General features: G+C 71.3%; 21 protein-coding genes. 12 read left to right on the forward strand and 9 right to left on the reverse strand.

Annotation, left to right across the window (positions count from 1 at the left end; genetic code table 11):
• Nucleotides 1-4: 4 nt before the first annotated feature.
• The 3 genes from ACFOY2_RS08720 (at nucleotide 5) to ACFOY2_RS08730 (ending at nucleotide 3103) form a co-directional block, all read left to right on the forward strand.
• Complete coding sequence (locus ACFOY2_RS08720) at nucleotides 5-760, forward strand: aminotransferase class IV (RefSeq protein ID WP_379527421.1); 756 nt, start codon at nucleotides 5-7, stop codon at nucleotides 758-760.
• 93 nt (nucleotides 761-853) lie between these two features.
• The gene (locus ACFOY2_RS08725; RefSeq protein ID WP_379527422.1) at nucleotides 854-2368 is read left to right on the forward strand and encodes an acyl-CoA synthetase; all 1515 of its coding nucleotides are present in this window, start codon (nucleotides 854-856) and stop codon (nucleotides 2366-2368) included.
• Between the two features lie 90 nt (nucleotides 2369-2458).
• Entirely contained in the window at nucleotides 2459-3103 is a 645-nt protein-coding gene (locus ACFOY2_RS08730) for a class I SAM-dependent methyltransferase (RefSeq protein ID WP_379527423.1), read from the forward strand.
• A gap of 624 nt (nucleotides 3104-3727) precedes the next feature.
• Here the strand turns inward: ACFOY2_RS08730 and ACFOY2_RS08735 are convergent.
• Both ACFOY2_RS08735 and ACFOY2_RS08740 read right to left on the reverse strand, forming a co-directional pair.
• Nucleotides 3728-4075: a hypothetical protein gene (locus ACFOY2_RS08735; RefSeq protein ID WP_379527424.1), complete on the reverse strand. Its 348-nt coding sequence runs from the start codon at nucleotides 4073-4075 to the stop codon at nucleotides 3728-3730.
• Nucleotides 4072-5022, reverse strand: a complete 951-nt coding sequence (locus ACFOY2_RS08740; RefSeq protein WP_379527425.1) for a LysR family transcriptional regulator — start codon at nucleotides 5020-5022, stop codon at nucleotides 4072-4074. The genes ACFOY2_RS08735 and ACFOY2_RS08740 overlap by 4 nt, the downstream gene beginning before the upstream one ends.
• 63 nt (nucleotides 5023-5085) lie before the next feature.
• Between ACFOY2_RS08740 and ACFOY2_RS08745 the strand changes: the two genes are divergently transcribed.
• Entirely contained in the window at nucleotides 5086-6540 is a 1455-nt protein-coding gene (locus ACFOY2_RS08745) for an MFS transporter (protein ID WP_379527426.1), read from the forward strand.
• Nucleotides 6541-6676: 136 nt separating this feature from the next.
• Here ACFOY2_RS08745 and ACFOY2_RS08750 read toward each other — a convergent pair whose 3' ends face one another.
• Nucleotides 6677-7498 (reverse strand): aldo/keto reductase, encoded by an 822-nt coding sequence (locus tag ACFOY2_RS08750; RefSeq protein ID WP_379527427.1) that lies wholly within the window; start codon nucleotides 7496-7498, stop codon nucleotides 6677-6679.
• Between the two features lie 100 nt (nucleotides 7499-7598).
• Here ACFOY2_RS08750 and ACFOY2_RS08755 point away from each other — a divergent pair, with 100 nt between their 5' ends.
• On the forward strand, nucleotides 7599-8300 hold the full coding sequence (locus ACFOY2_RS08755) for a sulfotransferase family protein (RefSeq protein WP_379527428.1): 702 nt from the start codon (nucleotides 7599-7601) through the stop codon (nucleotides 8298-8300).
• On the opposite strand, the gene ACFOY2_RS08760 is transcribed toward ACFOY2_RS08755, so the two are convergent.
• From ACFOY2_RS08760 to ACFOY2_RS08770, 3 genes are all read right to left on the reverse strand, one after another.
• Nucleotides 8301-8945 (reverse strand): response regulator transcription factor, encoded by a 645-nt coding sequence (locus ACFOY2_RS08760; protein ID WP_357809447.1) that lies wholly within the window; start codon nucleotides 8943-8945, stop codon nucleotides 8301-8303. It lies immediately after the preceding gene.
• The gene (locus ACFOY2_RS08765) at nucleotides 8936-10084 is read right to left on the reverse strand and encodes a sensor histidine kinase (RefSeq protein WP_379527429.1); all 1149 of its coding nucleotides are present in this window, start codon (nucleotides 10082-10084) and stop codon (nucleotides 8936-8938) included. Before ACFOY2_RS08765 ends, ACFOY2_RS08760 begins: the two co-directional genes overlap by 10 nt.
• A 75-nt stretch (nucleotides 10085-10159) precedes the next feature.
• Complete coding sequence (locus ACFOY2_RS08770; protein ID WP_379527430.1) at nucleotides 10160-13015, reverse strand: hybrid sensor histidine kinase/response regulator; 2856 nt, start codon at nucleotides 13013-13015, stop codon at nucleotides 10160-10162.
• Nucleotides 13016-13171: 156 nt separating this feature from the next.
• Between ACFOY2_RS08770 and ACFOY2_RS08775 the strand changes: the two genes are divergently transcribed.
• The 6 genes from ACFOY2_RS08775 to ACFOY2_RS08800 all read left to right on the forward strand — a co-directional run bounded on the left by ACFOY2_RS08775 (nucleotide 13172) and on the right by ACFOY2_RS08800 (nucleotide 17926).
• Nucleotides 13172-13858 (forward strand): response regulator, encoded by a 687-nt coding sequence (locus ACFOY2_RS08775; protein ID WP_379527431.1) that lies wholly within the window; start codon nucleotides 13172-13174, stop codon nucleotides 13856-13858.
• Complete coding sequence (locus ACFOY2_RS08780) at nucleotides 13855-14682, forward strand: glutamate ABC transporter substrate-binding protein (protein WP_379527432.1); 828 nt, start codon at nucleotides 13855-13857, stop codon at nucleotides 14680-14682. Before ACFOY2_RS08775 ends, ACFOY2_RS08780 begins: the two co-directional genes overlap by 4 nt.
• Nucleotides 14683-14808: 126 nt before the next feature.
• Nucleotides 14809-15546, forward strand: coding sequence for an amino acid ABC transporter ATP-binding protein (locus ACFOY2_RS08785; RefSeq protein WP_379527433.1), 738 nt, complete (start codon nucleotides 14809-14811; stop codon nucleotides 15544-15546).
• A gap of 8 nt (nucleotides 15547-15554) precedes the next feature.
• A complete protein-coding gene (locus tag ACFOY2_RS08790; protein WP_379527434.1) occupies nucleotides 15555-16391 on the forward strand; it encodes a glutamate ABC transporter substrate-binding protein in 837 nt (278 codons plus the stop codon).
• 3 nt (nucleotides 16392-16394) lie between these two features.
• A complete protein-coding gene (locus ACFOY2_RS08795) occupies nucleotides 16395-17063 on the forward strand; it encodes an amino acid ABC transporter permease (RefSeq protein ID WP_379527435.1) in 669 nt (222 codons plus the stop codon).
• Nucleotides 17060-17926: an amino acid ABC transporter permease gene (locus ACFOY2_RS08800; RefSeq protein WP_379527436.1), complete on the forward strand. Its 867-nt coding sequence runs from the start codon at nucleotides 17060-17062 to the stop codon at nucleotides 17924-17926. The genes ACFOY2_RS08795 and ACFOY2_RS08800 overlap by 4 nt, the downstream gene beginning before the upstream one ends.
• Nucleotides 17927-17928: 2 nt before the next feature.
• On the opposite strand, the gene ACFOY2_RS08805 is transcribed toward ACFOY2_RS08800, so the two are convergent.
• The 3 genes from ACFOY2_RS08805 to ACFOY2_RS08815 all read right to left on the reverse strand — a co-directional run bounded on the left by ACFOY2_RS08805 (nucleotide 17929) and on the right by ACFOY2_RS08815 (nucleotide 22588).
• Nucleotides 17929-19176 carry a hypothetical protein gene (locus ACFOY2_RS08805; RefSeq protein ID WP_379527437.1) on the reverse strand — a complete coding sequence of 416 codons (1248 nt, stop codon included), beginning with the start codon at nucleotides 19174-19176 and terminating at the stop codon, nucleotides 17929-17931.
• Between the two features lie 290 nt (nucleotides 19177-19466).
• The gene (locus ACFOY2_RS08810; RefSeq protein ID WP_379527438.1) at nucleotides 19467-21518 is read right to left on the reverse strand and encodes an ATP-binding protein; all 2052 of its coding nucleotides are present in this window, start codon (nucleotides 21516-21518) and stop codon (nucleotides 19467-19469) included.
• Nucleotides 21519-21715: 197 nt separating this feature from the next.
• Nucleotides 21716-22588: a hypothetical protein gene (locus tag ACFOY2_RS08815; protein WP_379527439.1), complete on the reverse strand. Its 873-nt coding sequence runs from the start codon at nucleotides 22586-22588 to the stop codon at nucleotides 21716-21718.
• Between the two features lie 193 nt (nucleotides 22589-22781).
• Between ACFOY2_RS08815 and ACFOY2_RS08820 the strand changes: the two genes are divergently transcribed.
• On the forward strand, nucleotides 22782-23882 hold the full coding sequence (locus ACFOY2_RS08820) for a hypothetical protein (protein ID WP_379527440.1): 1101 nt from the start codon (nucleotides 22782-22784) through the stop codon (nucleotides 23880-23882).
• The last annotated feature ends 36 nt before the right edge of the window (nucleotides 23883-23918 follow it).

Genomic DNA, 23918 nt, shown 5'->3' on the forward strand with positions numbered 1-23918 from the left:
GGCCATGCTCCAGCGCGCCGTGATCGAGGGCCGGGTGGTCGACGCCGACGCGCGTCTCGCGCTCGAGACCCGCTACGGCCACTTCACCTCCATGCAGATCAGAGACCGCCGCGTGCGCGGGCTCGACCTGCACATGGAGCGCCTGGAGGCGGCCGGCCGCGAGCTGTTCGGCGTCGGCGTCGACCGTGCCGAGGTGCTCGGCTCGATCAGGGCCGTGCTCGGCGACGACCTGCGGGACGCCAGCGTGCGCGTGTTCGTCGTGGACAGCGACGGGCCGCGCGTCCTGGCCACGGCCTCGGCCCCCGTCACGCCGCCCGACCGGCCCCACCGCGTCAAACCGGTCGTCTACCAGCGCTTTCTGCCGCACGTCAAGCAGGCCTTCGGGTTCCAGCAGCTCCACATCGTGCGGCAGGTGGCCCGCGAGGGCTTCGACGAGGCGCTGCTCACCACCGAGGACGGCCTGATCAGCGAGGGCGCCATCACCAACCTGGGCGCCTTCGCCGGCGGCCGGCTGCTCTGGCCGGACGCGCCGATGTTGCGCGGCACCACGATGCGGCTGCTGGAGCGCATGGACGTGCCGCAGGAGTGGCGTCCGATGAAGGTCGGCGACCTGGCGGGCTTCGACCAGGTCTTTCTCTGCAACTCCTGGGGCGTGATGCGGGTCGGCGAGGTGGACGGGGTCGCGTTGCGGCAGGACGAGACGATGATGACGCGGCTGCTTGAGCACTATGACGGGGTCGCCTGGGATCGGCTGGACTGACCCGAGGTCCCTCCGGGCGTCGGAGGATGGCAGCGTCCTTCCAGGTTAAGATCGCCCGAACATCGTTCTGCGCGACTGAAGGGTGCACCCCCCATGACTCGTCAGCATGCCATCGGTGATCTGCTGCGGCGCTCGGCCGCCCGTTTCCCCTCCAAGACCGCGATCGTCTACGGCGACCTGCGGCAGAGCTACGCCGACCTCGACCTGATGGTGAACCGCACGGCCAACGCCCTGGCCGCGCGGGGCGTGGGCAAGGGCGATCGGTTTGCCCTTTTCAGCCATAACAACCATGCGTTCGTGGTGGCCTACTTCGCGCTGGCGAAGCTGGGGGCCGTCTCTGTGCCGATCAACTTCATGTTGCGGGCAGAGGAGGTCGCCTACATCCTGGACCATTCGGGCGCGACAGGGATGCTGGTGGAGGAGGCGCTGCGGCCGGTGGCCGAGGCGGCGCTCACCTCGGCGGTCGGCGTGCGCGGCGTGATCGGCGCGGCGGACGGCTGGGAGTCCTTCGCGCAGTGGGCGGCCTTCGGCGAGGCGTCGGAGCCGCGGGTGGAGGTCGGCGACGACGACCCCATCCAGCTCATGTACACCAGCGGCACCGAGTCCCGTCCCAAGGGCGCCACGCTGTCGAGCCGCGGCCTCATCGCCCAGTACGTGACGTGCGTCGTGGACGGCGAGATGAGCCACCACGACGTCGAAGTCCATTCCCTGCCCCTCTACCACTGCGCGCAGTTGCACTGTTTCCTCACGCCTGGCATCTACCTGGGCGCCACGAACATCGTCCTGCCCGGCGCCAGCCCTGCGGCGATCCTGGCCACGATCGAGGGGGAGCGCGCCACCAAGCTCTTCTGCCCGCCGACCGTGTGGATCTCGCTGCTGCGCCACCCCGACTTCGACCGCCGGGACCTGTCGTCGCTGCGCAAGGGCTACTACGGCGCCTCGATCATGCCCGTGGAGGTGTTGAAGGAGATCGCCGCCCGGCTGCCGGAGGTGCGGCTGTTCAACTTCTACGGCCAGACCGAGATGGCGCCCGTCGCCACGATCCTCGGCCCGGAGGAGCAGCTCACCAGGCTCGGCTCCGCGGGCCGGCCGGCGCTGAACGTCGAGACCAGGATCGTCGACGACCAGGACAGGCCCGTGCCGCCCGGCGTGGTCGGCGAGATCGTGCACCGCAGCCCGCACGCCATGCTCGGCTACTGGAACGACCCGGACAAGACCGCCGAGGCGTTCAGGGGCGGCTGGTTCCACAGCGGCGACCTGGGCGTCATGGACGCCGACGGCTACCTGTCGGTCGTGGACAGGAAGAAGGACATGATCAAGTCGGGCGGCGAGAACGTGGCCGGCCGCGAGGTGGAGGAGGCGATCTACCGGCATCCGGCCGTGGCGGAGGCGGCCGTGTTCGGCGTGCGGGACGAGAAGTGGATCGAGGCGGTGGCGGCCGCGGTGGTGCTGCGCGAGGGCGCCGAGCTGACCGCCGAGGAGCTGATCGCCTTCCTGCGGGAGCGGCTGGCCCCGTTCAAGACGCCCAAGCGGGTGGCGTTCGTGGCCGCGCTGCCGAAGAACGCCTCGGGCAAGGTCCTCAAAAGGGAGCTGCGCGAGTCGTTCTGATGCCCTCTCACCAGGCGTCATCTCGCTGATTAGCGGGAATTCACTCTCGGCGACGACTCGATCACCCCCGTCTCGACCGAGAGAGGCCGTATGCCTGGCTTTGCTGAGACCATGCACCGGACGTTCTTCCGCACGCTCTCCCTGCTGTCCCCGGCGGGGCAGGCGCTGCTCCTGAGCCGCTACTTCGACTGGGTGCACCGGGCCCCCGACCCGTGGAAGCTCGCCACCGACGGCTACGAGCAGCACAAGTACCGCTCCACGCTGCGGCAGCTACCGGCCAGGCCCTATCGGCGGATCATCGAGGTGGGCTGCAGCGAGGGGGTGTTCACGCGCGCGCTGGCCGGCGCGTACCCCGAGGCGGAGATCGTCGGGGTGGACGTGTCGGAGCGCGCGCTGGCCAGGGCGCGGGTGCGCGTGCCCGAGGACGGGCGGGTGCGTTTCATCCGCGCCGACATCCTCACCCACCGGCCCGAACGCCGCTTCGACCTGGTGTTCTGCTCCGAGACGCTCTACTACCTGGGCCGCCACGAGCGGCTGCGGCGGGCCTCGGCGCAGCTGAGCGAACTGCTCGGCCCCGACGGCGTGCTCGTGGCCGTCCATCCCTGGCCGGAGGCCACCCGGCTGCACCACTACCTGGACGCGCACACGTCGTTGTCGCGGCTGAGCGAGGAGGTCCACGCGTCCTCCCCTCGGCCGTTCGCCATCACGGTCTACGGGACGAGATCCGGCGATTAGGGGAACTTGCCGAGCAAGGTCGGCGCTGAGCGCCGTGAGTGCGTGCTCGGCTTTCTCTGGACCGATCGACTACTACTAAAAGTAATCGTGTAGTAATGTTCAGTCATAGCCGGGTGCCCGACTGGCGCCCGGTCCCCGCCCCCGATTGGTGTCCGCACCAATCGGGACAGCGTCCGGCGGGGCGGTGGCCCAAGAGCTGCACTCCATCCAGGAATGCGAAGTCAGGCCCCGACAACGCGGCTCTTACCCACGGTCCGCCCGGCTCACCGGACGGACGCGGCGCCGGCTTCCACCGGATCACTTCCCGGCCTCGGCCGGGAAGGCGACGAGGTTACGCTGATGTCCGTTTTACTCATGTAAACACAGAGAGCTGAAGACGCTCACGCTGTAGTGGAAGTTGATGTACTTCTGGATAACCTCCAGGGGATGCCGCTGATGTGGCGGACGTCGTTGGTGTCGTGCTCGCGCATGAGCTGCGCCGTCCGCCCCACCACCTGGTCCACGCCCGTGGTGCCCACGAACACGATAGTCCGGCAGCGCCACATGGTCGCAGTGCGCCCATCCCTGGCGGCTGGGAGCCGACCTCGGAGCACCCCCGACTGTATACAGGCCCTTATCGAGTCATCAATTGTCTGTAGAGCGTCCCGGGCGGCGGTCCAGCGCCTGGGCCCATTTGACGGCCACGGCGGCGACCTGGATCAGCTCGGTCCGCAACCGCGCCGGGTCGCTCTCCGCGAACGCCTCCAGCACCTCCTCCTCCAGGATGTGCCGCCATGTCAGCCCTCCGTCCTGGGCCGCGGCGTCGGTCTGCCGCCTGGCCCGGTCGGAGTGGGTCGTGGCGTCCTGGCCGCCGGTGCCGTCGGGGAGCGTCTGCATGCCCCATCTCTCGTCCTGGGCAGCCCGCTCGGCCGCCACGTCGGCCAGCACCCTCGCCAACGACCCCGTCACGCCCGCGTCACCGTCATGTGTCATGATCCCCAGTCTGGCGCAGGAGGGCGGAAGCCCTGCCCCAGCTTCGTCTCGCCCGAGCACACGTGGTCCCTGAACACCCGCGCCGCAGGGGTCAGCCGCTCCCCCGCGGACCAGCTCGCCCCGATGGTCCTGAACACGGCCGGCTCCAGCGGGATCTCCACCACCGACGAGGTCGAACGCGCACGCGGCAGGATCGCCACCCCCAGACCGGCCGCCACCAGGCCGCGGACGGTCTCCGACTCCTGCCCCTCGAACGCGATCCTCGGCTCGAACCCCGCCGCCGCGCACAGGTCGTCGGTGATCTGGCGCAGGCCGTACCCGTGCTCCAGCGTCACCAGTTCCTCGCCCTCCAGCTCGCCGGCCCGCACCCGCGCGCGGGCGGCGAAGCGGTGTGAGCGCGGCACGGACAGGACCAGCTCCTGGTCGGCGAGCGGGCGGCTGACCAGGTCGGGGTCGTCGAGCGGCATGGGCGCGACGAACGCCAGGTCGATCTCGCCATCGTGGACGGCGCGCAGCATGTCCTGGCGCGAGCCCTGCGCCAGGGTGAAGCGGATGCCGGGGTGGCGCACGCGGAAGCCGCGGATCAGGGACGGCACGAGCGAACGGCCGAGCAGGTGCAGGAACCCGAGGACGACACGGCCGGTGTCCGGGTCGATCTCCTCGCGTACCTGGCGGACGGCGGCGGCGACCGTGGCCAGCGCGCGGGTGGAGGCGCCCGCCAGGGTGCGGCCCGCGCCGGTCAGGCGGATGCCGCGGCCTGACGGGAGCACGAGCGGGGCGCCGACCAGGTCGGCGAGCGCGGCCAGGCGGCGGCTGGCGGTGGGCTGGGGGACGCCGAGCAGTTCGGCGGCGCGGGTCACGTGGCCCGTCTCGCCGACGGCCGCGAGCAGGGCCAGGCCGGGGGCGAGCTGGGCGGCCAGGCGATCGTCCGCCGATTCATGCGTCATAACATGAATTATCTCTCATTTTTGCATTAGACGTATTTATTAGCCTTGCTTAGCGTTGCTGGTGTGGTGGTAATCGAGGCTTCCCCCGCCGGCACGCGGCGGGTCAGCGCGGCCGTGGCCGCGGCCGGGCTGTCGTCGTTCGCGCTGCTGTACGCGCCGCAGCCCGTGCTGCCGCAGCTCGCCACGGCGTTCCGGCTCGATCCAGGGACGGCGTCGCTGGCGATCGGGGTGGCCACCGGCGCGCTGGCCGTGGCCGTGCTGCCGCTGGCGTGGCTCGCGGGACGGGTCGGACGGCGGCGCGTCATCCTCTGGTCGGTGCTCGGCTCGGCGATGATCGGGCTGCTGCTGCCGCTCGCGCCGTCCTTTCCCGCGCTGCTGGCGATGCGGGCGGTGCAGGGGGTGGCGATCGCCGGGTTCGCCGGGGTGGCGGCGGCCTACCTGGCCGATCAGCTCGGCACGGCCCGGCTGGCGGCCGCGGTCGGGGCGATGATCGCGGGGAACTCGGTCGGCGGGATGACCGGCCGGCTCGGCGTCGGCTTCGCCACCGGGCCGCTCGGCTGGCAGGGGGCGCTGGCCGTGGTGGCCGGGGTGTCCCTGGTGTGCGCCCTCTTCGCCGCCCTCGCCCTGCCACGCACGCACCACACCCCTGACCCCCTGTCCCCGGAGCCGGCCCCGGCCCCGGACGGTCGAGCCCAGGCAATCGGGACCGGACGATCACCGGAGCCGGCCTCGGATCGGGGACCGCAGACGATCGAGGCCGGCCGATCGGCGGAGGCTGCCGGGGCGGCGGAGACGGACGGGGCGATGGAGGCCCACGGGACGATGGAGACAGCCAAGGCGATGGAGACGGCCAGGGCAGTGGAGACGGGGCGGCTCGCGGCCACCGTGACGCTGGAGAGGGCTCCGGAGAGCGGGGGCCGTCGGCGGCTGGGCGCGGGCCTGCTCACCCCCTTGGCCGTGGGCGCGCTGGGCATGGGCTCGTTCGTGGCCCTCTACAACGCCGCCGGCTTCCGCCTGTCCGCCCCGCCCCTGTCCCTCACCCCCGCCGCCGCCTCCCTCATCTTCCTCGCCTACGCCATGGGCACCGCCTCCTCGGCGGCCGCGGGACGCCTGACCTCGCTCTGGGGCCGTACCCCCGCCCTGGTCACGGCCCTGATCGTCACGGTGGCGGGGTCCGCGATGACCCTGCACGGCTCGCTCGCGGTCATCGCGGCCGGCCTCGCCGTCCTGACCGCCGGGTTCTTCGCCGCGCACACGATCGCCAACGCCTGGGTCGCCGCGGACGCACCGCCGCACGCCCGAGGCCGGGCCGCCGGCCTCTACACGCTCTGCTACTACCTGGGCAGCGGCGCGGGCGGCACGGCGGGCAGCATCGTGTACGGCCACGCGGGCTGGGCCTGGCTGATCGCCACCACGTCGGTCTGGCTGCTGCTGGCCACGCTCGCGGTCCTCGCCACCACCCGCCGCGGCAGGCGGCTCACGACAGGGTGCGTTCGAGCGAGCCGGTCAGCCACATGAGCGTGTGACCGATCGTGTCAGGGGCGGTCTCGGACGTCATGCCCCTGTTCTCCCACGGCCTGCCCCTCGACGACGCCGGGGTGAGCGTCACCGGGGACCGGGCGCTCCTGGAGCACTGGCTGTCCCACATGGTGTTCTAAAGCTCGACGTGCGTGTCGGGGTGGCCGCCGGTGCGGCCGCCCCGGTCGAGGGTGTCCAGCCGGGCCATCTCCTCCTGTGACAAGCTGAAGTCGAACACCTCGAGGTTCTGCCGCATGCGCTCGGGGTTGACCGACTTGGGGATGGGCACGGCGCCGAGCTGCACGTGCCAGCGGAGCACGATCTGCGCGGGGCTGCGCCCGTGGGCCGTGGCCAGCTCCTTGACGGCGGGCTCGTCGAGCAGCTTGTTGCCGGCGCCGAGCGGGCTCCACGACTCGGTCGCGATGCCCTGCCCCGCGTGCCAGGCGCGCAGCTCGCGCTGGGCGAGGAACGGGTGGAGTTCGACCTGGTTGACGGCCGGCAGGCAGCCGGTCGCCTCCACCAGGCGTTCGATCTGCTCGGGCGTGAAGTTGGACACGCCGATCGAGCGCACCAGGCCCTGCTCGCGCAGGTGGACGAAGGCCCGCCAGGTGTCGACGTAGAGCCCGTGCCCCGGCAGCGGCCAGTGGATCAGGTAGAGGTCGACGTAGTCGAGGCCGAGCCGGTCCCTGCTCTCCTCGAAGCCGCGCATGGTGGCGTCGTATCCGTGCTGCGATCCGCGCAGTTTGGTGGTGATGAACAGCTCCTCACGGGGCAGGGCGGCCTCCGCGACGGCCGCGCCCACGCCGCGCTCGTTGCCGTAGGTGGCGGCGGTGTCGATCAGCCGGTAGCCGACGGAGAGGGCGTAGGTCACGGCCTGGTGGGCCTGACGGTCGTCCATGGGCCAGGTGCCGAGGCCGATGCGCGGCATCGGGCGTCCGTCGGCAAGCATGATGGTCATGGGTGGATCTCTTCCCCTGCCGGGGGGCCGCACGCCCACCCGGCGACTGCACGACGGAAGATGATCACGTCATACCAGCCGACACCCCATGGAGGCGACGATGCTCACCGTGATCGGAGCTGGGCTCCCGCGAACGGGAACCAGCTCGATGAAGGCGGCGCTCGACCGGCTCGGATTCGGGCCATGTCACCACATGTTCACCATCATGACCGACCCGGCCCGGGTCGACCGGTGGCTGCCGCTGGCCGCCGGCGAGCCGGTGGACTGGGAGCAGGTGTTCGAGGGCTTCCGGTCCGCGCAGGACTGGCCGGCCTCGTTCTACTGGCGGGAGCTGGCCGAGGCGTACCCCGAGGCGAAGGTCATCCTCACCGTACGGGACCCGCGCGCCTGGTACGTCAGCATGCGGGCGCTCCTGTCCAACGGCCCTGAACGGGATCTGCCCGAGGACATGCCCGAGGCGGCCACGGCCGTGTTCCAGGCCATGATGCGTCTCGGCCCGGTGGTCGACCACATCTCCAGCTCCTTCTTCGGCGGCCCGTCGATGCGGGAGGGGCTGCCCGACGAGGAGAGCGCCGTGGCCGCCTTCGAGCGGCACGTCGCCACGGTGAAGGAGAGCCTGCCGCCGGAGCGGCTGCTCGTCTTCGACGTGCGCGAAGGATGGGAGCCGCTCTGCCGGTTCCTGGGCGTGGACGTGCCGGCCGGGGAGTCGTTCCCGCACCTGAACGACGCCCAGGCGATGCGGCAGACACTCGACACGCTCGTGAAGGAGGGCCGCCTGGCCTCGCCGTTCAACGCGAGCTGATCACCCTTCGAGATAACGCAGGATCGCCAGGACGCGGCGGCTGTAGTCGCGGTCGCGCGGCAGGTCGAGCTTGTCCATGATGGCGTTGACGTGCTTCTCCACGGTGCTGAGCGAGACGTGGAGGCGTTCGGCGATCGCGGCGTTGACGAAGCCCTGGGCGAGGTGACGCAGCACCTCGCCCTCACGGGCGCTCAGCCGGGCCAGCGGGTCGGCGTGGGTGGTGCGGGCCAGGAGCTGGCGCACCACCTCGGGGTCGAGCGCGGTGCCGCCCGCCTCGACGCGTTCGAGCGCGTCGAGGAAGTCGGCCACCTCCGAGACGCGGTCCTTGAGCAGGTAGCCGAGCCCCTCGGTGGAGCCGGCCAGGAGCCTGGCGGCGTAGTGCTGCTCGACGTACTGCGACAGGACGAGCACGCCGACGCCGGGCAGGCGCTCGCGGATCTCCAGCGCGGCCCGCAGCCCCTCGTCCTTGTGTCCCGGCGGCATGCGCACGTCGATGACGGCCACGTCGGGCCGGTCGCGGGCGACGGCCTCCAGCAGCGCGGGAGCGTCGCCGACGGCGGCGACGACCTCGTGGCCCGCGTCGTCGAGCAGCCGGGTCAGGCCCTCGCGCAGCAGGACGGAGTCGTCGGCGAGGATCACGCGCACGGCGGCGCCTTCGGCAGGCGCGCGCCGACCCTGGTGGGGCCGCCGGGCGGGCTGTCCACCGTGAAACGCCCGTCGAGCGCCAAGACGCGCCTGGCCAGCCCGGACAGCCCGCCGCCCGAAGGGTCGGCGCCGCCCGCGCCGTCGTCGGATATCGTCACCTTCACCGTCCGCTCGTCCTCGCCCAGCACGACCAGGATGTCACGCGCTCCGGCGTGCTTGACCGCGTTGGTGATCGCTTCGCGGACGACGAAGTACAGGGCCGTCTCGATCTCGGAGGCGGGCCTGCCGGCCAGCCCGTAGTGGACGGTGACCGGCACGTCCGAGCGCTCGGCGACGCCGGTGAGCGCGGCGCGCAGCCCCAGCTCGTCGAGGGCGCTCGGGTAGATCCGCCAGGCCACGCTGCGCAACTCGTCGAGGAGCCTGCGGGACTCGGTGTAGGCCTGGCCGACCAGTTCCGCGGCCCTTTCGTGGTCGCGGCTGTGCTTGGCGCGGCCCAGCAGCATGGCCAGGGCGACGCCGCGCTGCTGGACGCCGTCGTGCAGGTCGCGTTCGATCCTGCGGCGTTCGTCGTCGACGGCCCTGACGATGCCGGAGCGGGTCGCGGTCAGCTCGGCGATGCGCCTGCGCATCCGCTCGCGGTCGCCGGGGCCGAGGAAGTGGTCGGCCAGCCGCCGTTCGGCCCAGCCGAGCGCCAGGACCAGCGGCACCAGCAGGGCCAGCCCGGCCACGCCGGCGGTCAGCCCGAGCACGCCGCCGCTCGTGACGATCTTCACTCCTGGCAGTTCCACGGGCACCGGCTCCTGCTCGCTCCAGAGGAGGTCCCATGCGCCGCCGAACAGCAGCAGGCAGCTCAGGAACAGCGTCGCGTAGCAGCAGTAGCCGCCGATGACGCCGAGCGCGGCGCGGGCGGCGAGGAAGGCGTAGCCGCCGTCCTGCCGGGTGGCGCCGTGGTCGAGCCATCTGCCGAGTCTGGCGCGTTCGAGTGCCGTCAGCGCCGCCAGCCCGCGCGCGGCGGCGGGCCGGGCCGAGGAGATCAACGCGGCAGGCCAGGCCAGGGCGAGGAAGACCAGCTCGACCAGGCCCAGTGCCATGCCCAGAAGGACTCCTGTCAGCGTGCGCGCCACCTTGTTTCCCGCCACGGGCCGGAAGTCTAGGCGTCGCGGCAGCACGAACGCCCCGAGGCGGGAGCGAGAGCGGGCCGTGCGCCGGAGTCTCTAACTCGATGCCGCGTTCATCCACGCGGGCGCCGCTTTCACCAGCTCGCCCAGCTCATCCAGCAGCCCGGCCTCGACGTCGCCCGCACGCGCCGCCTCCTCCACGCGCCGGCACAGCTCGGCCTCCCGGGCGGCCCCGACGGTCGCGCAGCCGCCCTTGAGCCGGTGCGCGAGCCCCGCCGCCTCCGCCAGGTCCCCCGCTCGCACGGCCCGCGACAACTTCTCGAACGTCTGCGTGGCGGTCGTCAGGTACGCCTCGGCGATGTCCGCCAGCGCCTCCTGTGACAGGCCCGCGAGCTCGGGCGGAAGCCCGGCCGCGGCCGCCCACTCGGGGATCCTGGCGAGCACGTGCGGCCAGTCGACGGGCTTGGCCAGGTGGTCGTCCATGCCTGCTTCCAGGCATCGGATCCGGTCGTCCGGCATCGCCGCCGCGGTCATCGCGATGATGGGCGTGTGCCGCTCTTCGCGCGCCCTGATCTCCACGGTGGCGGCCAGGCCGTCGAGCACGGGGAGCTGGCAGTCCATGAACACCAGGTCGTATCCGCCGGTCAGCACCGCGCGCACGGCCTGCGCCCCGTCGTCCACCGCCTCGACCTCGTGCCCGGCCTGCCGCAGGACGAGCTGCGCCACCTGTCTGCTCACCTCGTCGTCCTCGGCGACCAGGATGCGCACGCCGCCGCCGTCCCCGCCGGCCTCGGCACCGTCACGTGGCTCTCCCGGGCATTCGCCGTTGCGCAGGGTGTTCTCCACGGCGGCCAGCAAGCGGCGGCGGCTGAGCGGCCGGGTGATCGACTGCACGGTGCGCTCGTCGAGGGCGGCCGGCCAGGCGAAGCCCGCCCGGCCGGGGGTGACGACCACGATGACGCTGGTGGCCCGCAGCAGGGGGTCGGTGAGGATGGCGGAGGCGAGCGAGTCGGCGTCGGGGGTCTCGGCGCCCAGGTCGAGCGCGACGACGGCCAGCTCGTACGGCCTGCCGCCCTCGGCCGCCGCCCGCAGCAGCGCCAGCGCGGAGGCGGCGTCCCGCGTCTCCTCCACGACGAGCCCGGCGTCGGTGAGGAAGCGCCCGGCCAGCCCCCGGTCCTCGGGACGCGGGTCGGCGACGAGCGCCCGCCGCCCCCGCAGCACGTCGGTCCCCTGCTCCGATGCTTCGGGCTCCGACCAGGTCGGCACGTCCACCGGCAGCGTCACCCAGAAGCGGCTGCCCACGCCCTCCACACTGTCGAGCCCGATCTGGCCGCCCATGAGCTCGGTGAGCTGCCTGCTGATGGCCAGGCCCAGCCCGCTCCCGCCGGTCCTGCGCGTGATCGGCGAGTCGACCTGGCGGAAGACGCCGAAGACCCGCTCCCTGTCGTCGGGCCCGACCCCGATGCCGGTGTCGGCGACCGCGAACCTGAGCACCGCCCGCGGGTCGCCCCGCTGCCCCTCTTCGAGGCTGACGTGCAGGTCGACGCCGCCCTGGACGGTGAACTTCAGCGCGTTGCCGACCACGTTCGTGAGGATCTGCCGCAGCCGCGCGGGATCGCCCGTCACCTGCCTGGGCACGTCCTCGTCGAGCCGGAGCGTCAGCCACAGGCCCTGCTCGTAGGCGTGCGGCGCGAACGGCGCGACCACCTCGTCGCACAGTCTCGGCAGGTCGAAGGGCACCGCCTCGACCTGCATCGCGCCCGCCTCGATCTTGGACAGGTCGAGGAAGTCGTCGAGCAGGCGCAGCACGTTGCGGGCCGACTCCTGGGCCGTGGTGGTGTAGTAGCGCTGCTCGTCGTCGAGCCGGGTGCCCATGAGCAGGGAGTTCATGCCGAGGACGCCGTTGATCGGGGTGCGGATCTCGTGGCTGATCTTGGCGAGGAACTCGGACTTGGCCGTGGACGCGCTGACGGCCAGGTCCCTGGCCGAGGCCAGTTCGGCCGCGTACCTGGCGAGCGTGGCCTGCGCCCGGCGGCGGCCGCGCGTGGTGTGGATCTGGATGCCCAGACCGATGAGGATGAGCAGGGCCAGCAGCGCCGCGACGGTCAGCACGTTGGCCCGGAGTTGGTCGGCCGAGGCCAGCGCCGCCGACGCGGAGACCTCGGCGGTGACCGTCCAGCCGATGCTCGGGATCGGCTCCGAGGCCGCCAGGACCGCGCCGTCGATGCCGTGGAAGGGGCCGTTCCAGGCGCGCCCGGCCAGCGCCGCGTCCACTCTCGGGTCCTCGCGCAGCGAGGTCAGGGCGTACAGCTTCCTGCCGGGGTCGGCGACGAGCACGCCGGCCTGGTCGGTGATCAGCAGCCGGATGCCCTGGGCGTCGGCGGCCTCCTCGGCGAACTGCTGGATGGCGCTCAGGCTGTAGACGACCGTGATGATGCCGATCATGCGCTTGCCGTCGGCGCTGGGCACCGGCGCGGCCACGGCGACGGCCCTGGACACGCCGATCATCGTGGGCGTGTACGCCTGCGAGACGTGGGTCGTGCGCCGGTCGCGCACGGCGCGGTACCAGTCGGTGTTGCTGACGTCCTGGGGCAGGCCGCTCGGCGGCTCGGCGCCCAGGATGCCGCCCTCTGGCGAGATGAGGATGATCCCGCTGACGCCGTCGCGCAGGCGCTGCAGTTCGCGCAGGTGGTCGCGCAGGTTGGCGGTGGTGGTGTCGGCGACGCTCTGGCGTACCTCGGGCTGCTCGGCGAAGGCGGTGACGAGCTTCTTGAGCGAGCCCATCTGCTGCTCGACCACGACGCGGCTGACCGAGGCGGTGATCCTGACACGGTCGGAAACCTCGTCGCTCACCGCGTCTTCCGACAGCGAGATGCTGGAGGACGTCAGCAGCGCCAGGGGTAACAGCCCTAGCACGGTCCACAGGGCCGTCACCGCGAGCACCCATCTCACCGGCGTCCGTCCTCCCTCCGTCGCCCGCGCACCAGCGTAGGAGCAAAAGGGCGCGCGCGCCGGATCGTGATGAGCAGAAGGCGCAAAACACGATTTAATGAAACAAAACTTGCTTAAGCTGCCTTGATCGCCTGTTCAGATGGTAAAGGGGCTAAGGTGCCTGAGCCCAGGGACATCACCGTTCTCATCGTGGACGACGACCCGATCGTCACCGCGACGCTGCAAGCGCAGGTGAACCGGGTCCTCGGCTTCCGCGTGGTGGGGATCGCCCACACCGGGCAGGCGGCGCTGGCCGCCGCCGGCCGCTTCGCGCCCCGGCTGATCCTGCTCGACCTGCACCTGCCGGACCTGCCGGGGCTGGAGGTGGCCCACCGGCTGCAGCGTCCCGGCCAGCAGCCCGCCGACGTCATCGTGATCTCCGGGCACAACGAGTCGGCCGCCGTCCGCGCGGCCATGCGCCACGGCGCCCTGTACTACCTGGTCAAGCCGACCAGAGCCGGCACGCTTGAACAGACCCTGCTGCGTTACGCGGCCACGGCCGAGCAGCTCGCGCCGGGCGGCAGGTTCGCCGAACAGCAGGAGATCGACCGCGTCTTCCGCTCGCTCCACCTCGACCACGTGGTCCGGCCGAAGAGCATCTCGGCGGCGACCGAACAGGCGGTGCTGGACGCGCTGTCGGCCGTCGACGGGGACGTCTCGGCGAACGAGCTCGCCGACATCATCGGCGTCAGCCGCGCCACCGCCCGCCGCTACCTGGAGCACCTCGCCGAACGCGGCCAGGTCGAGGGCCGGCCGAGGTACGGGCCGACCGGGCGGCCCCAGCACCGGTACCGCGTACGGTGAGGCCGCTCAGGGTGCTGGTCGCCGCGCTGCTGTGCCTGCTGCCCGCCGCCTGCGGCCAGGCCGAGCGCTTCCCCGACGGCTCGACCATGGCCAGGATCAGGGATCGTGGCGTCCTCGTCGTGGGCATCAAGTTCGACCAGCCCATGTTCGGCTACAAGGACCCGGCGGGCGGGCGCATCACCGGGTTCGACGCGGAGATGGCCCGGCTGGTGGCCAAGGACCTGACCGGCAGCGAGCGCAACATCCGCTTCGTCGAGACCGTCTCGCGCCAGCGGGAGAACTTCCTGTCGCAGCGGGTCGTGGACCTCGTCATCGCCACGTACTCGATCACCCCGGCCCGCGCCGAGCGCGTGGCGTTCAGCGACCCCTACTACTACGCCGGGCAGGACCTGCTGGTGCGGGCCGGCGACACGAGCATCGGCGAACTGGCGGACCTGGACGGCAAGATCGTGTGCACGGTGGCCGGCTCGACCTCCGTGGAACGCCTGCGCGAGCGGGTCCCCGGCGCGGACGTGGAGATCGTCGACGCCTACAGCGAGTGCGTTCCCGCGCTGATCAACGGCCGGGTGGACGCCCTCAGCACCGACGACACCATCCTGCTCGGCCTGCTGGCCCAGCATCCCGACGCGCTGCGACTGGTCGGCAAGCCGTTCGGGCGCGAGCCGTACGGGATCGGCGTCAACCGGCAGGACACCGCCTTCCGCGACTACCTCAACGGGCTGATCACCCGCTGGCTGCGCGACGGCGAGTGGGAAAGCGCCTTCTCCGACACCATCGGCATCACCGGCGCCACCCCGGACCAGTCCAAGCCCTCCAATCGCTGAGCAGAACGATCACAAGCCTTTCGGTGACACACACGACTCCTACGGTTACGCCAACGCTGATCAACACAACCGCCAACGCACGGCGGACAACAGCTGACGCGCAGCGGACCAGAAGGAGCGTGAGGTATGGCGGACCTGATCGTGCTGGACCAGGTCAACAAGCGCTACGGCGACCACCATGTGCTCAGGGACGTCAACCTGCGGGTCCGGCAGGGAGAGGTCGTCGTGATCATCGGCCCGTCCGGGGCAGGAAAGTCGACCCTGTGCCGCGCGATCAACCGGCTGGAGAGCATCGACTCCGGCACGATCACCGTGGACGGGACGCCGCTCCCCACCGAAGGGCGTGAACTGGCCCGGCTCCGCGCCGAGGTGGGCATGGTCTTCCAGTCGTTCAACCTGTTCGCGCACAAGACCGTCCTGGACAACGTCGTCCTCAGTCAGGTCCACGTACTCAGGCGGCCCAAGGCCGAGGCCGTGCGCAAGGCACAGGAACTGCTCGACCGGGTCGGCATCGGCGGGCAGGCGGCCAAGTTCCCCGCGCAGCTGTCGGGCGGCCAGCAGCAGCGGGTGGCGATCGCCCGCGCGCTGGCCATGGACCCGAAGGTCATCCTGTTCGACGAGCCGACCTCGGCTCTGGACCCCGAGATGGTCAACGAGGTGCTCGAGGTGATGACCTCCCTGGCCCGCGACGGCATGACCATGGTCGTCGTCACCCATGAGATGGGCTTCGCCCGGCGGGCGGCCGACCGGGTCGTGTTCATGGCCGAGGGCGAGATCGTCGAGGAGAACACCCCCGACGCCTTCTTCGGCTCCCCCAGCACCGACCGCGCCCAGTCCTTCCTCGCCAAGATCCTGACCCACTAAGGAGTGCCATGTTTGGGAAGTCCTTTTTTGCGACGTTCGCCGTGGTCGCGCTGGCCGCCACCGCCACCGGCTGCGGCGGCGGGCAGGAGTCCTACGCCTCCATCGTGGACAAGGCCAAGAACGACAAGAAGCTGGTGATCGGCGTCAAGGCCGACCAGCCGGGCCTGGGACTGCGCACCCCTGACGGCGCCTTCGCCGGGTTCGACATCGAGATCGCCAAGTACGTGGCCAAGGAGCTCGGGGTCGAGCCCAAGGACATCACGTTCAAGGAGACGGTGTCGGCCAACCGGGAGGCGTTCATCGAGCAGGGCCAGGTGGACATGGTGGTGGCCACGTACTCGATCACCGACGCCAGGAAGCAGAAGGTGTCCTTCGCCGGACCGTACTTCGTGGCAGGACAGGACCTGCTCGTGCGGGCCGACGACTCGGGGCTGACCGGGCCCGAAACGCTCAACGGCAAGAAGCTCTGCTCGGTCGCCGGCTCGACGCCCGCGCAGAAGGTCAAGACGGAGTACTCCAAGGAGGTGCAGCTCCAGGAGGAGCGGACGTACTCCGCGTGCGTGGACCGCGTGCTCGGCGGCCAGCTCGACGCCCTCACCACCGACAACGTCATCCTGGCCGGCTACGCCGCGCAGCACGCCGGCAAGCTCAAGGTGGTCGGCAAGGCGTTCAGCACCGAGAAGTACGGCATCGGGCTGAAGAAGGACGACTCGGCCGGGCGCAAGGCGGTCAACGCCGCGCTGACCAAGATGTTCGCCGACGGGAGCTGGAAGAAGGCGCTGGAGGGCAGCGTCGGCGCCTCAGGGTTCGCCGTCCCCGAGGCCCCGCAACTGGAGCAGTACTGATCCATGGAAGCGTTGCTGCTCGAACGCGACACCATCTTCGCCGCGTTCTGGATGACGATTCGGCTCACGGCGGTCAGCGCGCTCGGCTCCCTGGTGCTGGGGACGCTGCTGACCGCCATGCGGGTCTCGCCGCTGACCACGCTGCGCGGGGCCGCGAGCGCCTACGTGAGCGTGGCCCGCAACACGCCTCTCACCCTGGTGCTGCTGTTCACCGGCCTGGGCGTCGGGGCGAACCTGGGGCTTGAGCTGTCCGACGACATCGCGACCAACAACTTCTGGCTCGCCTCGATCGGGCTGACCGCCTACACCTCGGCGTTCGTGTGCGAGGCGCTGCGCTCCGGGCTCAACACGGTGCCCGTCGGGCAGGCCGAGGCCGCCCGCTCGCTCGGGCTGAGCTTCGTCAAGACGCTCGCGCTGATCACGCTGCCGCAGGCGTTCCGCGCCGTGGTGGCGCCGCTGGGCAGCATCCTCATCGCGCTGACGAAGAACACCACGATCGCGCTGGTCGTGGGCGTGAGCGAGGCGTCGGTGCGGATGCGCGAGATGATCGAGACCTACGGCGACCAGGTCATCGAGATCTTCGCGGGCTTCGCGGCCGGGTTCGTGCTGCTGTGCCTGCCGATGGGCCTGCTGTTCGGCTGGCTCTCACGCCGGATGGCGGTGACCCGATGAGCACCACGCTGACACGCGACCGGCAGAACACGCGCAAGCGCAGCGGGCCGGGCGCGCCGCCGCGCGGCGGGCAGTACACCAACCTCTACGAGCGGCCGGGGCCGCGCGGGATCCTGCGCAACCGGATCATGGCGGTCGTCGTCGCGGCCGTGCTGCTGGCGCTGGCCTATGTGGTCTACGTGCGTTTCGACGACAAGGACCAGTGGGCCGCGGAGAAGTGGACGCCGCTGCTGCGCGCGGACGTGTGGGGCACGTTCATCCTGCCGGGCCTGGCGGGCACGCTCGGCGCGGCCGTGGCGGGCGTGCTGCTCGCGGGCCTGTTCGGGCTCGTGTTCGCCACCGCCAGGCTCTCCGACCACCGGTGGATCCGGGTGCCGGCGGCCACGGTGGTGGAGTTCTTCAGGGCCGTACCCCTCCTGCTGTTGATCTTCTTCGCGTTCTTCGGCTCGTACGTGCTCATCGGCGTCAACATCTCGGCCTTCGCCGCGGTCGTCTTCGGGCTCACCCTCTACAACGGCTCGGTCATCGCCGAGATCATCCGCGCCGGGGTGCAGAGCCTGCCCAAGGGACAGCGGGAGGCCGCCTTCGCGATGGGCATGCGCAAGGGCCAGGTGATGCGGCTGGTCCTGCTGCCGCAGGCGCTCAAGGCCATGATGCCCGCGCTGGTCAGCCAGTTCGTGGTGCTGCTGAAGGACTCGGCGCTCGGGCTCATCGTCGGTTACGACGAGCTCGTGGACCGGGGGTTGAACGGCATCGCGGCCAACTTCTCCAACATCATCCCGGCGGCGATCCTCATCGCGGCCATCTTCATCGTGATCAACATGTCGCTGGACCGGCTGGCGTACCGGCTGAGCAGCCGTTGAGCTCAGCGTCGTCGGCGTCTGAGGGCGGCGGGGATCCAAGGGGCGACGGCCAGCAGGGCCAGCGCCGACAGCAGCGGCGCCCGCCACCACGGCGTGATGCCCGGGGCGGGCGGCGGCCCGGCCGTCACCCAGGGCCGGGCCGTCTTCGACCAGGCCAGGAACGCGTCCCCGATCGGGAGCAGGCCGAAGGCGTAGCGCTTGGTCCACGGGGTGTCGATCGGCAGCCCGGCCAGCTCACCGTAGGCGGCCAGGGCCTCGGCCAGCGGGGCGTCCCCGTGCACCTGGGCCGCCCCGAGGGTGACGACGGTGGCTGACAGGCTCACGCCGAGCGGCAGCGGGCCGGAGTCGACGTCGCCCGGGCCGTCCATGTCCTGCGGGTACTCCCTGGTGGCCGGGCCCAGGCCCAGCGGGCGCACGACATAGAGGTCGCGGAAGCGGGTGTACTGCTCGGCGGCGAAACCCCGGTCGATCTCGGGGAGGAAGCGCTGGATCATGCTCTGCGAGCTGCCCCTGGCCACCTCGGCGGGCGTGCCGGAGCCGGGGTCCGCGCGGTGCGGCAGCAGGCCCGTACGCGGGTCGAGGCGCGGGCGTACCCCCTGGAGCCAGCGGTCCGCGGTGCCGCCGAAGCGGGGCGGCAGGAGCGTGTCGTGCAGGCGCAGCGACGCCATCGCCACCGTGGAGTCGACCGGCCACGCCTGGCCCGGGTACGCCTCCAGGAAGGGCGAGGTGGAGGCGTCGAACGCCGCGGCGAGGGCGGCGGAGTCCTCGGCGAACCTGCGCGTCTCCGCCGGGTCGCGCCTCGTTTGCAGGGTCAGGACGCCACCACGCAGCCAGTTGGTCCATCCCCGGTAGAAGACGCCGTGGGGCGGGGTGAGGCCGGGGCTGAACGGGGCTTGTCCGGCCGGTGAATCCAGCCGTCGCAGCGCCCATCGGGCCTCGCGCAGCGCCGTCTCCCGTCGCGCGGGCGGCTCGCGCCTGCCGAGCTCGGTCCAGGCCAGGCCGTACAGGGCGTGCAGGAAGAAGTATCCCTCGGGGAACAGGGTCTGCGCCTGCTCGCCCGCCCCCGCGTCCAGCGCGGAACGCAGGAACGCCAGTTGACGACGCGCCCCTGGCGGTTCCCCGTCTTGGCCCCCGGTGGCGGGGACGGTCAGCCGTACGATGCCGGCCAGGGCGAGGAGGGTGAGCGTGGCGGCGAGGATCCGGCGGCACCAGCGCCACACCCGGCGCGCCGGGGACGGCGGCATGGACATCCGCCGATCCTAGCCCCTCCCCCACCCACCGACCCTCCGTCGAACAGCCCACACCTTGCACCCAACGGCCTCGGCGTCATACGACGGACACCCCTGGACCGCGCATCTCGAACCGCGCCTCCGACCACCGCGCCTCGGATTGCGCATCTCCGAACCGCGAGGACCGAGTGTTTCGGTCTGGCGTCGTGAGCCGGGCATCTCAGGCCGGGCATCTCAGGCCGAGGGTCCCGGGTGGGGGTCCCGGGTCGGGGTCCTGGGCCGAGGGCAAGGCCGGGTGTCTTGGGGCGGGGTCAGGGGTGGCCGGCGGGGCGGAGGGTGTTGAGGATGCCGGTGTCCAGGCCGGTGTCGTAGCCGGCGTGGAAGGCCGACTGGTAGGCCTGGTCGCCGATGGCCTCGCGGGCCTGGAGTTCGCACGCCTGCCCCGCCGCGACCCATTCGCGGATGCCGAGCCGCGCCTGGCCGACGGTGTCCCAGACCTGCTGGGCCAGTCCGAGCAGGCGGGCGGCGGGCTCCCCCCGGCCTGCGGCGGCGGCCGAGCAGGCGAGCACGTCGAGGGCCATCGCGATGCCGATGATGTCGTGCAGCCGGTGCTTGACCTCCAGGGCGGCCCGCCCGTACCCCTGCGCGGCCTCGGGACGGCCCAGCGCCAGTTCGGCCTGGCCGCGGAAGAGGTCCGCGTTGGCGCGCATCCAGTGCTCGCCGTACCGGTCGCACTCGGCGTACAGCTCCTGCAGCGCCTTGATCGCGTCCTCGACGCGGCCCTCGGCGGTGTGCACGTGGCTGCGGCACAGGCGGGCCAGGAGCGTCGGCAGGCTGAGCCCGTCATCAGGCCGGTGTTCGGCCAGCAGTTCGTCGGCCAGGGCCAGGGCCTGCGTCAGGTCGCCGCGGATGGTCGCGGCCGCCATGTCCATGGCGCGTGCGGCGTGCGCCGCGGCGGCGTCGCCGAGTTGTTCGGCCGTCGCGGCGCACTGGGTGGCCCAGACGAGGCCGGCGGTGGCGTCGCCCTGGACGATGAGGGTCAGGCTGCACACCCACAGGGCGCGGTTGCGCATCGGGCCGGGCTCGGTGTCGCGTTCGAGGGCGCGTTCGAGGTAGTGCTGGCCCTCCTTGAGGAAGCCGCACGGGTACCAGAAGAACCACAACGCCGCCGCCAGTTCGACCCCGGTGTGGTCGGCGGGGCCGGTCAGGCTGAAGTCGAGTGCGGTTCGCAGGTTGTCGTGCTCGGCGATGATCCTGTCGTTCCATGAGACCTGGTCGGGCCCCAGCCAGGCGGCGGAGCCTCGGCGGGCCATGCGCAGGAAGAAGTCGCGGTGCCTGCGGCGGGCCGTGTCCTGCTCGCCCAGCGCGCGCAGCCAGATGGCGCCGTACTCGCGGATGGTGTCCAGCATCCGGTGGCGTTCGCCGCCGCCGGTCGGCGTCCACATCAGGATCGACTTGGCGGCCAGCCTGGCCAGCAGTTCGGGGATGTCCTGTTCAGGCAGCCGCGCGTCGGCGCAGACCTGGACGGCGGCTTCGTCCTCGAAGCTGCCCGCGAACACCGACAGCCTGGCCCACAGCAGCCGCTCGGCCGGGGTGCAGAGCTCGTGGCTCCAGCCGATCGCGGTCCGCAGCGCCTGGTGCCAGGGCGGGTCGGCGTCGAGGACGGCGCTGTCGGTGTCACCCAGCAGCGCGAACCTGTCGTCCAGGCGTTCGCACAGCTCTTCGACCGGCAGCTCGCGCAGGCGGGCGGCGGCCAGCTCGATCGCCAGCGGCAGGCCCTCCAGCCGGCGGCACAGTCGCGCCAGCGCGGCCCGGTTGTGCTCGGTGACGGCGAAGCCGGGCACGACCGCGGCGGTTCTGTCGGCCAGCAGCAGCACGGCGTCCTGCGCTCCCGTGCCCTCGGCGTCGGGGACGGGCAGGGGGTCGATGGTCAGCGCGCGCTCGTCCGGCACTTCGAGCGGGCGGCGGCTGGTGGCGATGACGGTGAGCTTGGGCGCGGCCTCCAGCAGCGCCCGCACCGTGCGGGAGCACGCCTCGATCAGGTGCTCGCACGTGTCGAGGACGAGAAGCAGCTCCCGGTCGGCGAGGTATTCGGCCAGCACCTCCGTCATCGGCCGGGTCGTCCTGTCGGCCAGCGGCAGCGCCTCGGCGATCGTGTGCGGCACCAGCGCGTCCTCATCCAGCGCCGACAGTTCCACCAGCCAGGCGCCGTCCTGGAAGCGTGACTGCAGCGCGGCCGCGGCCCGCAGCGCCAGCCGGGTCTTGCCGACGCCGCCCACGCCGGTGAGCGTCACCAGCCGTGAGCGTAGGCATGCCCGCCTGATCGTGGCCAGTTCCTCGTGGCGGCCAATCAAACTGGACATTTCCGGCGGAAGGTTGCCCATGGAGCGCCCACTCATCATCGTGATCCCTCACCTGTCCGGTTCGGTCCGCCGCTGTCGGTGACAGCAGCTTGCCCGACGCGGATTTGTTCCGCCACGGCAAGTGAGAAAGTGGATACTCATCCGCGCGGACTGTGTCCGTCCTGGACGGCCGGTGACCGGCATGGGACCAGTGGAGGTCAGTTCATGCCGTAGTCGAACGGGACCCCGATGCCCAGGGACTGGGTGATGGTCAGGACCGGCTGGCCCTGCCTGTTGTCGACCACCACGGGGGTGGGGACGCCGCAGGTGATCTCGTACCCGGACGAGAGCCGTACCGACTCGATCATCTTGTTGGGCGTGCAGGCGCGCTGGACCTTGGCCAGGGCCTGCTTGGCCTCGTGCTGCAGCGCCTTGTTGCCCGGCCACAGGTGCGTCACCGCGATGCCGAACGCGTGGGTGCCCAGCTTCGCGGAGTTCTTGAAGGTCGTGCCCCGGTTGACGGCGTGCGTGGAGGCGACGATGTACACCTTCTGCATCGGGCCGCCCTTCTGACGCGGGGCGGTCCGATAGCCGAGGGAGACCATCTTGGTGTACGCCTGGTCGACGTTGTTGGTGGCCTGGCACTCGGGGTCCCTGATCGTCAGGCCGGCTTCGTCCTTCTCACCGGATTTGTAACAGCGCCACTTCATGGCCTTTTCGATGCGGTTCAGGAACGCCGCCCCGGGTGTCGAGGCCGGGAAGCAGTGGGGGCCCCGCTCCCTGCCCGGGTCGCAGGGCACGGGGGCCTCGGGGGCCCGGGGCTTGTCGGGCTGCTTCGTGCTGGAAGCCGCGGTGGGCGTTTCGCGCGCCGGTGTTTCCGCGGCCGGGCTCTGCGCGGCCTGGGTCGCCGGGGGCCGCTCGCCGGGCTTCCTCATCATGACGACGACCGCCGCCGCCGCGATCACGACGACGGCCACCGCCGCCGCGCATCCGGCGACGATCCAGAGGGTGTGACCGCCCTTCTTGCGCGCCGGCGGGTAGTTCGGCATTTGCGGCCCGCCGCCGTACGGCCGCCCGTTCCACTGGCCCACCCGAACCCCTTTCCCACTCCGACGATACTTCTCCCCACGGGAGACTAAGCCCAGGTCCGACGGGTTGCGGCTCCCTTCGAAAATCGTGGAAGCGTGCCAATCGGGGCTTCGCGAATTTGCGGTAAGGTGCCGTACCACCATGGCTGACAGCACGTTTGAAGAGATTTTGAAATGTCGCCGGAAAAATGTTCTGGTGATCGCGGTCACGGCCGTCGTATTGAGCGGCTGCGGCGTGGTCGCCAATATCCAGCCCCGAAATTCCGAGCCGCCGCAGGAAAGCGCCGCGTCGTCCTCCCAAGAGCCGTCCGCGCAGGAGTCGTCCCCCCAGGAGTCGTCTCCCCCGGATGAGGAGGGCGACCTGACCGCCCATTTCAAGCGGGTGCGCGCGGCCGACCCCTGCGAGCTGGTCACGCACCCCACGCTGAAGAAGTACGGCCCCGAGCAACTCGTCGTGCGGGGCCGCGGCATGACCGACTGCCAGGAGCTCACCGGCTACTCCGACCCCGCCAAAAGCGTCTACAGCTTCAAGATCGGCCTGCATTCTTCGTTCGGGGAGCGGGACGCGAAGGACGCCAAGAAGGAGCAGCTCGGCGGGCGCACGATCTACATCGAGGAGTACTCCACCGACAAGGAGAGCCACAGAAGCTGCCACATCAAGGTGCCCTACGAGGGCGTGACCGGCAGCGCCTTCTCCCTCGACGTGAGGCAGACGCCGCCGCGCGGCCAGGAGGCCAAGCCGTGGCCACAGCGGTGCGAGGCCGCCAAGGAGTACCTCGCCGAGGTGATGGACACGCTCCTCGAACTGCCGCCGCGGAAGAAGGGCGCGGTGGGGGTGCTCGGCAAGGACCCGTGCGCGCGTCAGAAGGAGATGGTGGGGGCGCTCGGGCGGGCCTACCGGCTCACGGAGCGGCGCTACATCGGGCCGTACGGGTGCGAGCTGGTGCTGGCGAACTCGGGGCAGAACCAGGAGCTGACGGTGTCGGCGGGCTTCGCCTTCCACGTGCGCCAGCGGGCCACCGGGCAGACGGCGCGCTTCAAGAGCCGCCGGCTCAGCCTGGACGGTCTCTACACCGTGCAGAACACGAAGGACCTGCACATGACCAGGTCGTGCGGGAACTCCGTCGAGGTGCGACGGGCCGCCAACAGCGCCAAGAACGACGCCCACTACCTGAGCGTCAGCCTCAGCAGCGCGAAACTCCAGGTGCAGGACGAGGACGACGAGATCAAGGCGCCGCAGGTGTCGTGCGCGCTCACCGACAAGCTCACCCGCATCGCCCTCGACGACGTCCGCTGAGCGCTGAGTACCCCGTTACTCATGCGCGCCCGCGCC

Source organism: Nonomuraea purpurea (genome assembly GCF_042650645.1).
GTDB lineage: Bacteria > Actinomycetota > Actinomycetes > Streptosporangiales > Streptosporangiaceae > Nonomuraea > Nonomuraea purpurea.